The 14,483-nt window shown below is 42.9% G+C and carries 12 protein-coding genes and 1 tRNA gene; 6 read left to right on the top strand and 7 right to left on the bottom strand.

What is annotated here, in order from left to right; all coding sequences use genetic code 11:
- Positions 1 to 135: 135 nt before the first annotated feature.
- Together CLI64_RS05610 and CLI64_RS05605 are read right to left on the bottom strand one after the other, a co-directional pair.
- Positions 136 to 1,041: a RimK family alpha-L-glutamate ligase gene (locus CLI64_RS05610; protein WP_103136295.1), complete on the bottom strand. Its 906-nt coding sequence runs from the start codon at positions 1,039 to 1,041 to the stop codon at positions 136 to 138.
- Positions 1,042 to 1,229: 188 nt separating this feature from the next.
- Positions 1,230 to 1,457 (bottom strand): hypothetical protein, encoded by a 228-nt coding sequence (locus CLI64_RS05605; protein ID WP_103136294.1) that lies wholly within the window; start codon positions 1,455 to 1,457, stop codon positions 1,230 to 1,232.
- A 266-nt stretch (positions 1,458 to 1,723) separates the two neighbouring features.
- On the opposite strand from CLI64_RS05605, the gene CLI64_RS05600 reads away from it, so the two are divergent.
- Positions 1,724 to 2,155: a KTSC domain-containing protein gene (locus tag CLI64_RS05600; RefSeq protein ID WP_103136293.1), complete on the top strand. Its 432-nt coding sequence runs from the start codon at positions 1,724 to 1,726 to the stop codon at positions 2,153 to 2,155.
- Positions 2,156 to 2,250: 95 nt separating this feature from the next.
- On the opposite strand, the gene nagZ is transcribed toward CLI64_RS05600, so the two are convergent.
- Positions 2,251 to 3,336, bottom strand: coding sequence for a beta-N-acetylhexosaminidase (nagZ, locus tag CLI64_RS05595; RefSeq protein WP_103136292.1), 1,086 nt, complete (start codon positions 3,334 to 3,336; stop codon positions 2,251 to 2,253).
- Between the two features lie 214 nt (positions 3,337 to 3,550).
- Here nagZ and pds point away from each other — a divergent pair, with 214 nt between their 5' ends.
- The 4 genes from pds to CLI64_RS05575 all read left to right on the top strand — a co-directional run bounded on the left by pds (position 3,551) and on the right by CLI64_RS05575 (position 7,638).
- Positions 3,551 to 4,990, top strand: coding sequence for a 15-cis-phytoene desaturase (gene pds / locus CLI64_RS05590; protein ID WP_103136291.1), 1,440 nt, complete (start codon positions 3,551 to 3,553; stop codon positions 4,988 to 4,990).
- Positions 4,974 to 5,906: a 15-cis-phytoene synthase CrtB gene (gene crtB / locus CLI64_RS05585; protein WP_103136290.1), complete on the top strand. Its 933-nt coding sequence runs from the start codon at positions 4,974 to 4,976 to the stop codon at positions 5,904 to 5,906. Before pds ends, crtB begins: the two co-directional genes overlap by 17 nt.
- A 137-nt stretch (positions 5,907 to 6,043) precedes the next feature.
- Positions 6,044 to 6,135, top strand: a tRNA-Ser gene (locus tag CLI64_RS05580).
- Between the two features lie 195 nt (positions 6,136 to 6,330).
- Positions 6,331 to 7,638 carry an ABC transporter substrate-binding protein gene (locus tag CLI64_RS05575; protein WP_103136289.1) on the top strand — a complete coding sequence of 436 codons (1,308 nt, stop codon included), beginning with the start codon at positions 6,331 to 6,333 and terminating at the stop codon, positions 7,636 to 7,638.
- A 266-nt stretch (positions 7,639 to 7,904) separates the two neighbouring features.
- Here the strand turns inward: CLI64_RS05575 and CLI64_RS05570 are convergent, their stop codons facing one another.
- The 4 genes from CLI64_RS05570 to thrC all read right to left on the bottom strand — a co-directional run bounded on the left by CLI64_RS05570 (position 7,905) and on the right by thrC (position 11,183).
- Positions 7,905 to 8,675 carry a hypothetical protein gene (locus CLI64_RS05570; protein WP_103140606.1) on the bottom strand — a complete coding sequence of 257 codons (771 nt, stop codon included), beginning with the start codon at positions 8,673 to 8,675 and terminating at the stop codon, positions 7,905 to 7,907.
- Positions 8,676 to 8,848: 173 nt separating this feature from the next.
- Entirely contained in the window at positions 8,849 to 9,199 is a 351-nt protein-coding gene (locus CLI64_RS05565; protein ID WP_103136288.1) for a hypothetical protein, read from the bottom strand.
- Between the two features lie 243 nt (positions 9,200 to 9,442).
- Positions 9,443 to 9,718, bottom strand: a complete 276-nt coding sequence (locus tag CLI64_RS05560) for a MoaD/ThiS family protein (protein WP_103136287.1) — start codon at positions 9,716 to 9,718, stop codon at positions 9,443 to 9,445.
- Between the two features lie 160 nt (positions 9,719 to 9,878).
- Positions 9,879 to 11,183 carry a threonine synthase gene (gene thrC, locus CLI64_RS05555; protein ID WP_103136286.1) on the bottom strand — a complete coding sequence of 435 codons (1,305 nt, stop codon included), beginning with the start codon at positions 11,181 to 11,183 and terminating at the stop codon, positions 9,879 to 9,881.
- Positions 11,184 to 11,933: 750 nt separating this feature from the next.
- On the opposite strand from thrC, the gene CLI64_RS05550 reads away from it, so the two are divergent.
- Positions 11,934 to 14,393 (top strand): hypothetical protein, encoded by a 2,460-nt coding sequence (locus CLI64_RS05550; protein WP_225977514.1) that lies wholly within the window; start codon positions 11,934 to 11,936, stop codon positions 14,391 to 14,393.
- Positions 14,394 to 14,483 lie beyond the last annotated feature (90 nt).

Raw genomic sequence — 14,483 nt, 5'->3', positions numbered from 1 at the left:
GTGCGTCAGTATGAATAATTTCTTGGCGTGGTTAGTTTTTTCAACACTGACGCACCCTACATTTCGGGATTTTGTCTAATCTTGAAGTCTCTTAGCTATGGAACAAAGACTAAACTTTTGACTCCAAACCTTTAGTTACTGCATTAACAACTGCACTAATTTTTGCGTAATGGGAAACCCTGTTTGATTTTCAAAATGTAAAAACATGGGACTTGGATTGGCTTCGAGAAAAACATATTCGCCATTGGGTTTTAAACGCCAATCTATAGCTGTCCAGTCTAGCATTAGTGCTTTAGTAATAGCTAAACATTGTTGCTGAACTGAAGCAGGTAACTCTACAGGAATTAACTCTGCTTCCCTATCTTCTCGAAAATCTAAATGACTAGAACGGATTTCTGCGCTATAAATTGCATCACCAATTACATAAGTCCGAATATTAGTCCCAGGGATATATTCTTGGATTGTCACTGGCGCAAGGCGTAAAGCCAATTCTAATCTTTTTGGTTCTAAATGTTCTGGCGTGACGGGTTTAGTATGTGCGCCACCATAGACTGGTTTAAAGATAGCTTTTTCTAAAGAATTAGTAAATTGAATAATTTCGTCTTGGTCATTACTAATCAACGTCTTGGGAATTTTTACCCCGACATTTTTGACCATACTTAATTGTAGCGGTTTTTCTTTATGTAGTTCGTAGGCTTGCCAAGAATTCACCCAACGAGCCGGACAAGCTTGCATGAGCGATCGCAATGCACCCATCGCATCATTAGTAGCAATTCTCTGCTGATGCTCATCTGGTAATGATGGTACATTTACCCCAGAAAAAGCTCGCCAATAAACACTATATATATCCGTAATTTTTAATAACTTTCCAGAAGGTAATCTCAAACAGCCATTTGTTGTCCCTGGCTGCCAAGATAGTTTTAAATATTTGGGAAAAAGAGATGTGTCTAAATAATCGGCTGTTGCACCTGCTGCGGTAATCGCCTGATGAATAGCAACTGCATGGACATCTTGAGGTTTGCCTAAAATTAAAATATTCATTCCGGTATTACTGCCAATATAAACATAAAAAAATAGCTTATCTTTCAAGGAGATAGTAAGTAATATGTGTTACGGCTATGTCTAGATTTGCATTTATCAGCAAATGATATCTAGCCATAACACACTTGATGATATTGGTGTGTTACACGTTGTTTTAAAGCACTCTACAACTAAGGCTTAATAGTTGATTATTTTGTACAACCGCCTTCTTCACCTAAAGCTAAGGTAGTAAAATCACCCCCCTCTTCACCTAAAGCTAAAGTAGTAGCATCGCCGCCTTCTTCACCTAAAGCCAGAGTTGTGAAGATGGGTTTTAATCCACCTGTTACTTGATCAGCTTCTTCATCGGTTAGTTCTTGAGTTTCCAGATTTAAAGCTTCTAAATCTGCGATGTTTAAATCAAAAGGATGTTTCATAACTTTATTCTCCTGAGAAATCTACTAGTTAGAGGTGATTTAGTGAGGTTACTTAACCTCGTGATTGGGTAATTTTCAGTGGTAGATATAAAAGTTATGCAGCCAAATAAAGACATAAATATCACTGTTATGTCTTTATTTGAGCCTTTTTTGAAAAGTAGATGAATGAGATTGACAATCAATAAGCTATATAGTACAAAAATACTATATATTCCTGACTGCATAAACTTCTAACTCCCGCTTGTGTCAACAGGAGAGCAAATTTCATGAAGCTATCTAAAGTAGACTTGAGTAGTTTAGTTGCGATCGCACATACTGATGGACATTTACAGCTATTACTCGACCGAGGCGATGAGTTAGAGGTTATAGAAATTCCTGCACCAATTCAAGCCTTTGAAGGATTGCAAGAACTCAATGAAATCGTGGCACAAACAGCTACATTACCTTTTGAAGTAGAACCAATTGCGATGCTTCCGGTGAGTTCATCAATGGCTAGTGCTGTCGGCTATTGTAGTGATGAACAAATATTGCAAGTTGAGTTTCAAAACGGTGCAATCTATCAATATTCAGGAGTAGAACCAGAAACTTGGCAAGAATTACAATCATCCGATTCCCTTGGCAGATTTTACAACCAAGAGATTAAAGGAAAATATGATTGCGATCGCATAGATGACCTCTATGATTTAGATAAATGTTAGATCAAGTCACTATTTGCTTCCTGGATGGGAAGTACAAATTTCTGATTTGTGGTCTCCAGAATTTGATTAGTGATGACAATCACCTACATTTTTAACTAAAAAGTACAGGCGATCGCTAATTCTGCGTGTTGTAAAAATATTTTTTGATCTAACATCTCTACATCATACTGTGGTGTAGTTGCTAATAACTTCTCAATTCTATTTCTAGCCGCTACCACCACAGACTCAGCCAAGCTACCTTGATTTAACGCCTCAGCAAAATCAGCCGCAATTTGATAAGTCCGTTCCATTGATGATGAATGAATATTGCGGGACACAATAAATAAATCACATCCAGCATTAAAAGCACGCGCCACTGTTCCCTGTTGCATAAACATATCAGAAACAGCTTTCATATCTAAATCATCAGATACAACCACACCCCCAAATCCCAACTCTTCCCGCAGGATATTTTTGAGAATAGCTGCTGAGAGAGTCGCAGGCCAATCAGGGTCGATTTGCGGAAAAAGAATATGCGCCGTCATCATAATTGGGATTTGCGCCTCAATTAAAGCCTTAAACGGTATCAATTCCCGTTGACGTAAATCTTCCAAAGAGAGATTGAGAACAGGTAATTCTAGATGGGAATCTTTACTAGTGTCGCCATGTCCCGGAAAATGCTTGGCAGAACCGACAATGCCCGATGCTTTGAGTCCTTGATAATATTCACAGACAGCTTCAGCCGTAGTTGCGGGAGTGTTATTAAAGGCGCGAAATCCAATCACCGGATTTTGGGGATTAGAATAAATATCCGCCACAGGAGACCAAGATAAATTAATTCCCAAAGATTTTAATTCAATGCCTGTAGCCTTAGCTACTTCTTGAGAGTGCGATCGCAACAACACCGCATGGGGAAATCTGGTGATTGGTAAAGGTGTCCGCACAACTCGCCCACCCTCATGATCCAATGTAAAAAACATCAAATCACGTTCAGTATATTCCCTAATTTGCTGGTGCAACTCCCGAAAACTTTGCAGCCACACATCATAGGGGACACCATCTCGGAAGTTTTTCGCAAAGAATATCACCCCCACAGGCTTTAGTTCACTGAGAGCGCGCTTATCCTCATCACTTAAAGTAGTACCAGAAACACCAACAATCAGGTGATGTCCAAAACTCGCTAGCTGTTGAGAAGCTGACATAATCATTTACCCACAACCATTTCAGGCCTGATCCTACACCCTCATACCAATTCAAAATTCAAAATTCAAAATTCAAAATTCAGACAACCCAATCTCCAGTCCCCAATCCCCAGTACCCAACACCCAATCTCTTTTTTCTGCCAAATGTAACAGATTGCAACGTATAATGAGAACGACAAAACAATTAAGAAATATTGAAAAACAGTAGGTTTAAATGCGAGTAGCGATCGCGGGTGCTGGTTTAGCAGGACTTTCCTGCGCGAAATATCTCACAGACGCAGGTCACACTCCCATTGTCTTGGAAAGCCGGGACGTATTGGGTGGTCTTGTCGCGGCGTGGAAAGACTCAGACGGCGACTGGTATGAAACTGGATTACACGCCTTCTTCGGTGCATACCCCAATATGCTCCAGTTACTTAAGGAGTTAGGTATTGAAGACCGACTCCAATGGAAAGAACATACACTGATTTTTAACCAACCAGATAAGCCAGGAACATACTCCCGGTTTGATGTTCCCGATATTCCCTCCCCCTTCAACGTCATTGCGTCCATTCTCCGCAACAACGATATGTTGACCTGGGGACAAAAACTGCGCTTCGCCGTCGGCTTAACTCCAGCCGTGGTCAGAGGTCAAAAGTATGTAGAGGAGATGGACAAGTACAGTTTCAAAGAATGGTTAGAAAGACAGGGAATTGATGAGCGAGTTTCCACCGATGTGTTTATCGCCGCATCGAAAGCACTCACCTTTATCAATCCTGAAGAAGTTTCTGCCACCATCCTCTTAACTGCGCTCAATCGCTTTCTACAAGAAAGATACGGCTCGAAAATAGCATTTTTGGATGGTTCACCCACAGAAAGGCTATGCGCTCCCATCGTAGACCATATCACCGCAGGCGGCGGGGAAGTGCGTCTCAATGCACCACTCAAAGAAATTGTTCTCAATGAAGATGGGAGTGTTAAGCACTTCGTGATTCGGGGAATCAATGGTGCAGCTGATTATATAGAAACCGCCGATTGCTACGTTGTCGCCACATCAGTAGATGTCGCCAAAGTGATATTACCCAAACCTTGGCAGCAAATGGAGTATTTCCAGAAGCTAGAAGGTTTAGAAGGAGTGCCGGTAATTAACTTGCACTTATGGTTTGACCGAAAATTAACAGATATCGATCAGTTATTATTTTCGCGATCGCCCCTCCTCAGCGTTTATGCTGATATGAGTAACACTTGTCGCGAATATGCTAATCCTGATCGCTCCATGCTGGAATTAGTTCTAGCACCGGCTAAAGATTGGATTAGTAAATCCGATGAGGAAATAGTTGCTGCCACAATTGCAGAACTAGAAAAACTCTTCCCCAATCATTTTGGAGGAGAAAACCCAGCCAAGTTGCTGAAATCTCATGTAGTGAAAACGCCGCGTTCAGTTTACAAAGCGACCCCTGGTCGTCAACAGTACCGTCCCTCCCAAAAAACTCCTATCGCTAACTTCTTTTTAGCAGGGAGTTACACCATGCAACGCTACTTAGGCAGTATGGAAGGAGCTGTACTTTCTGGTAAGCTAACAGCGCAGGCGATCTGCGAATCACTGCCAGTGGCTAATGCCTCTAACCTGCAAACGCTAACCCGACCGCCTGCAACGAATGCTGCAACTGCCTGATTCCCCCCCGCGCATGAAAACGCTGGTCTCTGTAGACGAGTCCTACAAAATTTGTCGGCATCTCACAGCCAAGTACGCCAAAACCTTCTACTTGGGTACTTTGTTGATGAGTCCGGCAAAACGTCAAGCTATCTGGGCAATTTATGCTTGGTGCCGTCGTACCGATGAACTAGTAGACGGCCCCGGTGCTGCCATTACGACACCAGAAACTTTAGACCTCTGGGAGCAACATTTAGAGTCTATTTTTGCGGGTATTCCCGTAGAAAACTATGATGTTGCCTTGGTCGATACCCTGCAACGTTTTGACATAGACATTCAGCCCTTTCGGGATATGATTGCTGGTCAGCGTATGGACTTATACCGTAGTCGTTATGAAACCTTTGAGGACTTATACCTCTACTGTTATCGCGTTGCTGGCACAGTCGGCTTGATGTCAACCGCCGTTATGGAAGTAGACAACACCGCAAATACAGCTCCGTGGTCTCAGCGTAAACCACTTTATATTCCCACAGAAGAAGCGATCGCCCTGGGAATTGCCAACCAACTCACAAACATATTGCGGGATGTCGGCGAAGATGCCAGGCGAGGACGCATCTATCTTCCCTTAGAAGACCTAGCCAGATTCAACTACACCGAACAAGACTTCTTTAACTGTGTAGTTGATGACCGTTGGCGGGCGTTGATGCGCTTCCAAATCGAACGGGCGCGACAGTTCTACACCAAAGCCGAACAGGGCATCGCCCACCTAGCCCCGGATGCACGCTGGCCTGTATGGGCAGCCTCCATGCTCTACGGGCAAATCTTAGATGTCATCGAACGCAACGATTACAACGTCTTCAATCAGCGTGCCTACGTCCCGCAATTGCAAAAGTTATGCACCCTACCCATAGCTTGGATGCGATCGCAAGTCCTATAAGTCTAGTCAATAGTCCAAAGTCCATAGTCCATAGTTAAAAGCAATGACTATTGACTCTTGACTAATGACTATTGACTCTTGACTAATAACTATTGACTTTCCCAAAAATCACTGCTAACATTATATTTCGTGACCGTGGAGAGGTGGCTGAGTGGTCGAAAGCGGCAGATTGCTAATCTGTTGATGGACTCGTAAGACCCATCCGAGGGTTCGAATCCCTCCCTCTCCGTTTTGGAGACAAAAAAGTAACACATAACTGACTGTGTTGCAAAAAAATACAAAAGTCGTAGCAATCACTATATGTATCCAAAGGTAGATGCTATCATTTAACCTTTGGAGACTTGATATAAGATTGAACTAAGTAAAAACATCTAGTTTGCATCTTGCTTTCAAGCTCCCACAGCATAGAGGAGTGAAAGTAATTATGGTCAAAATTAGTGCTGCCCTTGCCCTGGGCTTAACTACCCTAGCCACTGGGTTCTTGATGGCGGCTTGTACAACCACCAATACTACTGATGGTGGAAACACCAACAGTACGACTAGTCCCACAAGCAGCAATACCACAGGATTAAAAATAGGTTCATTACTACCAACAACAGGGGATTTAGCATCAATTGGTCAGCAAATGGCTGCTGCTGTGCCTCTGCTAGTAGACACAGTTAACGCTTGTGGAGGTGTGAATGGTCAACCAGTCACATTGGTAGCAGTAGACGACCAAACCGACCCCAAAGCAGGCGCAGCCGGGATGACCAAACTAGCAACTGTAGATAAAGTTGCTGGTGTAGTTGGTTCGTTTGCTAGCAGTGTATCTACTGCGGCGGTGTCCATTGCTGCCCAAAATAACGTCATGCTGATTTCCCCTGGTAGCACTAGCCCCAAATTCACCGAATTGGCGCAAAAAGGCAATTTCAAAGGCTTTTGGGCGCGGACAGTTCCCCCCGATAGTTATCAAGGGCCAGCCTTAGCAGAACTCGCCATTAAAAAAGGTTATAAACGAGTTTCTACAGTAGTGATTAACAACGACTACGGAGTCGGTTTTGAAAAAGCCTTTGTTCAAGCTTTTGAAAAATTGGGTGGAACAGTCGTTAACAAAAGTAACCCTGTCCGTTATGACCCCAAAGCCACTACCTTTGAAACTGAAGCTACTGCGGCTTTTGCAGGGAAACCAGATGCTGTATTGGGTGTTTTTTACGTAGAGACAGGCAGTCTATTATTAAAATCAGCTTATCAGCAAGGTTTAACCAACGGCGTGCAAATCATGCTCACAGACGGCATGAAATCAGATGAATTTCCCGCACAAGTAGGTAAAGCCGCAGATGGTAAGTTCATCGTCTCTGGAGTCATCGGGACTGTCCCTGGTTCCGATGGTAAAGCCTTAGAAGCCTTCACAAAACTCTGGCAATCTAAAAAAGGTGGTTCACCAGGAGAATTTGCCCCCCAAGCCTGGGATGCAGCAGCCTTACTGGTATTGGCAGCCCAAGCCGCGAAAGATAATACAGGTGTTGGCGTTTCCAGTAAAATTAGAGAAGTATCTAATGCACCTGGTGTAGAAGTAACTGATGTTTGCGAAGGTTTGAAGTTACTCAAAGAAGGCAAAGATATTAACTATCAAGGTGCTAGCGGGAATGTGGATGTTGATGCTAACGGTGATGTCGTCGGTGTTTACGATGTCTGGACAGTACAGGACGATGGCAAATTGAAAGTAATTGATAAAGTAACTCCCAAGCAGTAGGGAGTGGTGAGTAATGAGTAATGAGTAATGAGTAATGAGTAATGAGTAATGAGTAATGAGTAATGAGTAATGAGTAATGAGTAATGAGTAATGAGTGTATCACTGAGCATCTTGCTTTACTTTATTCATAACTCGGTGCCGAGTAACCTAAAAATACTCAGCACGGGCTAAACGCCCCGCTTCCGCTAACAGCACTCACTACTCAGCACTCAGCACGGGCTAAACGCCCCGCTTCCGCTAACAGCACTCACTACTCAGCACTAAACTTAGAAGCCGGAGAAATTGTAGCCTACACCCAATAACAACCCGACATCTGTTTTATCGAAAAATCCAGCATTGATGGCAGCTGTGGCAGTAAATTGAGAATTGAGAGGGACATCAAGACCACCAGATACCAAAAATGCAGCTTGGGAATCATCACCAGTTTTAATTGCTGCACCTACACCTACATAGGGTGCGATCGCTAGTGGTTCATCAAATGGATCTACCTGTCTAAAGTTAAAATCGTAGGTGACAGGGATCAGAATCGTGGTGTTATCACCAAATACAGCTGAGGGTCTAATAGAAAAAGTGTTAGTAAATCCAATCTTGCTGATAGCGGCAAAATTCCCATCTCCCAAGGATGAATCACCACCACCAATACCAATATTGCCAGCCACACCAACGTAGCTACTACCGCCACGGGTACGTCTACCAACATTAATATCTGACTGTGCCACTGTGTTGGGAGTAGGTGCAACAGCAGGAGCGGATGTTGCGGCTTCAGGTAAAACCAGAGTTGCTGATGTCGTTGCTACTGTTCCTGGTACGGGTGTAACTGTCCGACTGTCAGCGTTAACAGTTGTCGCACTGGAAAAAGAGAAGTTTTGTGCTTCCACTTCTGGTTCAGCACCTGATGTTGCGGGAGGCATAGCATCGCTGTTTGCCTCAACGGGAGGTACTGTTTGAGCGTGAGCAGATAAGCCAGTCCCAGCAACAGCCACAGCCGCTAAACTAGATAAGCAATAAATACCTTTACGAACAAAAATATTCTTCACATTCACTCCTAACAAGATGTTGCCACAATCAATAAAATGCCAAATTTGTGTGTTTGGGGCAATATCCAAACTTTAGCACCAGGAAATCCCCTCTTACATCCTGAGATAGACATAAATCTTGAGTGTCTATTTTGCTGGGATTCAACAGTTAAATAACTAGATGTTTGCAGTCTTCATCCCACTTGTTCTAAATACTGGTTAATATCTTCTATCACCCTGACTAGTTCAGCTTCCGTAGTCAAACGAATATTGATATCCCGTACAGTCAGTAAGACTTTAGCCGCAAAGGGTGTAGGCCAGATGTTGGGATTACAGAAAATTTCTAAAAATATCTCCCCTGTATAACGATATTCCAAGGGTGGTTGGGGAGTAACTTTAGTACCAGAGTTGGGTTTAGCTGCAACAGTTTTTAGACGTTCCATCAATTGATCAATTGCAGCCTTTAATTCTGTGGCTGCTTGGGGGGAAAAACTAAAGCTAACAGAACCCTCAACTAAATTTAATGTTAGAGGAGTAGAAGACATAAGCTCTTTATAAAAATTGATGGATGATTACTTGATCTTACAGGAGTCAACCTGACACAAAAAGCATGAGTAATAAAAACTACTCATGCTAAAAACAGTTGACATCTATGTCTCTCCCTAAAAACGCACAACCAACAAAAACCGTTTTTTATTTCTTGTATATAGTGGTTTGCTGGCGATCGCGCTTGATTAAAATCGTATAGGAGAGAGTAAAACTATATTGCCTGGTAAATTTTGACTGGATCAACCACCTGCAACGGCTGGGACAATACTCACTTCATCCCCGTCCTTTAACGGTGTTTTTGTCCCGTCCAAAAAGCGAATATCTTCACTATTCACATACAAATTCAAAAAACGTCGTGGCTGTCCATTGTCATCGCACAAACGCGCTTTAATACCAGGAAAACTTTTCTCTAAAGAATCCAAAAGTTCAGCAATATTGCTACCACTAGATTCTAAAGCAGCTTGATTGTTAGTGAAATTTTGCAAAGCGGTAGGGACTAAAACTTTTACAGCCATAGTGAATTAATACTTCAGTTGTGAATTGATAAATTTGGGGATTGGGGATTGGGGACTGGGGACTCGGAAAGTAGGTGAAGAAACAATTCTCTCAGCACCGGCTAAACGCCGCGCTTCCGCTAACAGCACTCACCACTCACCACTCTCCACCCAGCACTGATTAAACCAGAACTTGCTGCCATTCCAAGCGGTCTAAAGTCCGAGAACGCTCTAAAGCACGTTCAAAGCTATCGAGTTTAGCATCAATTGTCAACGGTTCGCCAATATAGCCTTGTACAGCTTCTTGGGTTTTTAAACCATTGCCAGTGATGTAAACCACAGTAGTTTCATCTGGATCAATCTTGCCAGATTCCACTAATTTTTTCAGCACAGCCACAGTTGTTCCGCCTGCTGTTTCAGTGAAAATGCCTTCAGTTTCTGCCAACAACTTGATGCCTTCAATAATTTCGGCATCTGTAACAGATTCAATATTACCGCCAGTCTTTTTGGCAATATCGACAGCATACACACCATCTGCTGGGTTGCCGATCGCAATTGATTTAGCAATTGTATTGGGTTTCACTGGTTTAATAAAGTCGCGGTCTTCTTTAAAGGCTTGCGCGATGGGTGAACAACCTTCAGCTTGCGCGCCACTAAACCGCACTGACTTCCCTTCTACTAAACCCACTTCCACAAATTCTTGGAAGCCTTTATAAATTTTTGTAAATAGTGAACCAGAAGCTAAGGGTGCAACTACGTGATCCGGTAATTCCCAGCCTAATTGTTCTGCAACTTCATAACCCAAAGTCTTAGAACCTTCCGAATAGTAGGGACGCAAGTTAATATTGACAAATCCCCATCCATGTGTATTTGCGACTTCTGAGCAGAGACGATTGACTTGATCGTAGTTACCTTTCACAGCCATGAGGGTAGGACTGTAGATTAAGCTACCCAAAACTTTACCAGCTTCTAAATCTGCGGGGATGAATACACAACAGTCTAAACCGGCATGGGCTGCGATCGCAGCTGTGGAGTTAGCCAAGTTACCGGTACTAGCACAAGACACAGTAGTAAAACCCAATTCTCTCGCGCGGGAAAGAGCAACGGACACCACTCGATCCTTAAAGCTCAAGGTGGGCATATTTACTGCATCGTTCTTTATATATAGTTTATTTAGACCCAGGCGGCGTGCTAAACGATGGGAACGTACCAGGGGAGTCATACCTGTTCCCACATCAATGACATTCTCAGTTGCGACAGGGAGAAAAGGACGATAACGCCAAATAGAATTCGGGCCGGCTTGAATTTTTTCGCGGGTTACAGACAGACGCAGAGCATTGTAATCATACTTAACTTCCAACGGGCCAAAACAGAACTCACATACATGAATGGCTTTGAGTTCATATTCCGCGCCACATTCTTTACATTTCAAAGCACTGAAAGCGGCGTTGGAAGTTTGATTTGGTGTGGATATTGCCTGTGTCATAGTAACTATCTTTCCCTGTCTATCCGTCAACTGTGGCTGCATACTATCACGAGTAAAAATACCAGTCAAACATACCCGACTATTTTTATCGGATATATTTACCCATCAAAAAACTTGCCATCCAAAATTATTCTCGATGAGCATTAACCACAAGATTACTGAAGCCAATAAAATACTACGGTCATAATCACAACATTTAGTATTTTTTGCCTAAGTGATAAGACGCAGTTATTTTGAGCCTAAAGTTTTTAAATACTAGTGTTTCAACTGTTTTTCAATTAGATACGCTCGATCTAATGTTGTAATTATTACGATATCCCTTTGTGTCAATCAGTCAACGCTATATCCAATAAATCGAACTCTAGCAGGATGCAGAAATCCCATCAAAAAAGGATTTCTGAGCAGGACTCGAAATTCAGTTTCTCTCTCTTGTCCTAATTAAAGCTGCTAAAGGTAGATCAAAAACTACCAACTATATACAAACATAGTAGGTAAAGCACCTGTGTCAATATCCAGACTAGTAACTTTTAAGTGATTTTTATTATTTTGAAGTCATTTAACGAGGAACGTCTTCCAGGCAGCGTTCACTACGTGTAATTCATTTTCTCCACCCTTGACTCAACGTGAAGTTAGTCAAGTTCTATTCTGTGCCTAATTTTCGCTGAGTTTTCCACTAATTAACTAGACCATACCAAGAAATTACACCCAATGAAATCTCTCTCTAGAATTAAAAAGACTAAAAATTATGGAATGTACCGTGCATTCATCGCCGCTTCATTCCTCATTAATGGCATCTTTCCATTTGTTGCACCTGTATTGGCTGAAGGAACTGCGGGTGGTCAATCTATCAGTAACACCGCAACAGCCACCTACGAAGACCCTAATAATCCCAACACACCGATAAACAGCACATCCAACACAGTCACCGTCACTGTAGCAGAAGTGGCTGGTATCACTGTTACCGCTTCTGGGATTACCAATCAAACTAGCCCTGGTAGCCAAGTCGCGCCTGGAAATGTCTTAGTTTATACTTATACTATTACTAACATTGGTAACGACCCGACTAAATTCCGTATTCCTAACCAAGCTACATCCAACGGGCCAGGCACAGTTGCTGGTATTTTACCTAACGATAAAAATGGTCAGCCACCAGCCAGTGGACAACTGCAATACAGTACCGATGGTGGTGCAACTTGGACAAACGTAAATGCTGGTGGTATTGATTCCCCTTCCGTTCCCGTCGGTGGAACAGTATTAGTCCGCGTGCCAGTAACCATAGCTGGTGCGGCACAAAACGGTGATGTAGTTAGCATTACTCTCGGTAACACCCAAGGCGATGCTCAAAACGTACTAAGAGTAGCTGATGGTGGTGACGTTTATACTGTGGATAATGCTGATGGCACCGTGACTGGTGAAGTCCCTGGTGCACCAGTGAATGGAGTACGTGAAGCTAGTATCACCCAAAAGGCGACGATTGGTGGTACCACTAACACAGTGGCTCTAGCTACAGTCCTCAAAGTTCGCACAGGTTACGATGCAGGTAGCACCTCAACTCTGAGTGACGATGTATTAACATATGGCTTGAGTTTGCGGGTGGAGAGCAGTGACGTAACACAGAATGGCTATATACCAGCAGCTTTGGCAGGTACTAGCATTATTGTAGATGGCAACCCAACGACAAGGATCTTAGTATCTGATGCCCTACCAGCTAACACTACTCTGAATGCTATACCAACACCACCTCCAGGATGGAGAGTCGTTTACTCTACTAATGATCCCGCAATTAGCCCCATACTAGCGACTCAAGCAAGTTGGCAAACTCTTTCTCCACTTAATCCTCCACCACTGAATACAATTAAGCGCATCGGTTTCATTAATGATCCGAGCATTATCACTTCCATTGCGACGGGAACAACTGTCACCGGCTTTAACGTACAAATCAAGACTACTAATATCTCAGGCCAAACAGCTACCATCAATAACGTTGCTCAAGCATTTGGTAGAACAGCTGGAGACCCCAACAGCCCCCTGATTGTTGACAGTTCAGGTGACCAAAACCCCAGTAACTACAACTCTACTACTAAAACTATTACTTCTACCCCAGATATTGGTTACTATCCCAATGCTGGCACAAATCCCATAGATACGGCCAATAATAACCAAGCTACGGCATCTACAACAGGCGCACTCAACCAATTCACCATTTCTACCCCTTCACCCTACTCAGTGTTGAACGGTCCACAGGGTGCGCCAGATGCTACCGGGCCAGATGGAACAACAGCTACTGACTTCACTAACAAGTCTTCCTTTGTACCTCCTAACACATCACCTGGTAGTTCCTTAGATCCTCAATCCGTTGGTTTTACCAACACAATTAGGAATAATGGAACTCTGCCTAGTGATATAGTCGTAACCCCAACAGCACCTAGTAATCCTACGGATTTACCAGATAATACAAAAGTGACTGTAAGTTATCAAAATCAAAGCGCGGTTTATAACTATAGCGGCGGTACATTTACTCTGACATCTGGTACTCCGGTGAAAATTACTGCTGTGCCTGCTGGTGCTAATGCTACCTACGGTGTGGAAGTGGATTTACCACCAGGAACTCCCCTATCAACTGATACAAACATTCAACGTGGTTTCCCCGTTAGAGTCACTGCTACATTAGTTGATGCCAGTAATAATCCCAGATTAGATGCTTCCAGCAACCCAATCCGCAACATTACTATTAATCGCGTTTACACTGGCTTCTTACAACTATTGAAGAAGTCACAAATCTTAAAAGGTACTGGACCAGATGTTCAGGGAAGTGATGGCACATTAAGCACTGATCCTAAGAAACCGGCTCCTGGCAATATTATTCAGTACGTCATTGAATACAAGAACATTTCTGAACCACAATCTGGGACAGGAAATGTGATTTTAGAAGCCGATAAAGTAGTGATTACTGAAGACGGAACCACAGGAGGCAATAACTGGGCTTTAGACAACGATAATAACTTGCAAATTGACACGAGCAATATTATTGGTTCAGCTAAAGATTCTGGGGCAGCAACTATCATCTTCTATAATGGCAGCAACACTCCAGGTAGTGATCAAACTGGTACTACTGCAACTACTGATGTGACTAAGTATGTAAATACTGTAACTGGAAAAGTAACACCAGGTGTGACTAGAACCTTTAGCTTCCAACGGAAAGTGAACTAATTAAGAACTAAGGAACAAGTGCAAGGTGTATAAGATGTATTGCATCAAGTTAGATGTATCATTCTTAACTCTATTCACTTGTTTCCTTCG

Source organism: Nostoc sp. CENA543 (genome assembly GCF_002896875.1).
Lineage (GTDB): Bacteria > Cyanobacteriota > Cyanobacteriia > Cyanobacteriales > Nostocaceae > Trichormus.
This window is presented reverse-complemented; position numbering and strand designations above follow the sequence as displayed.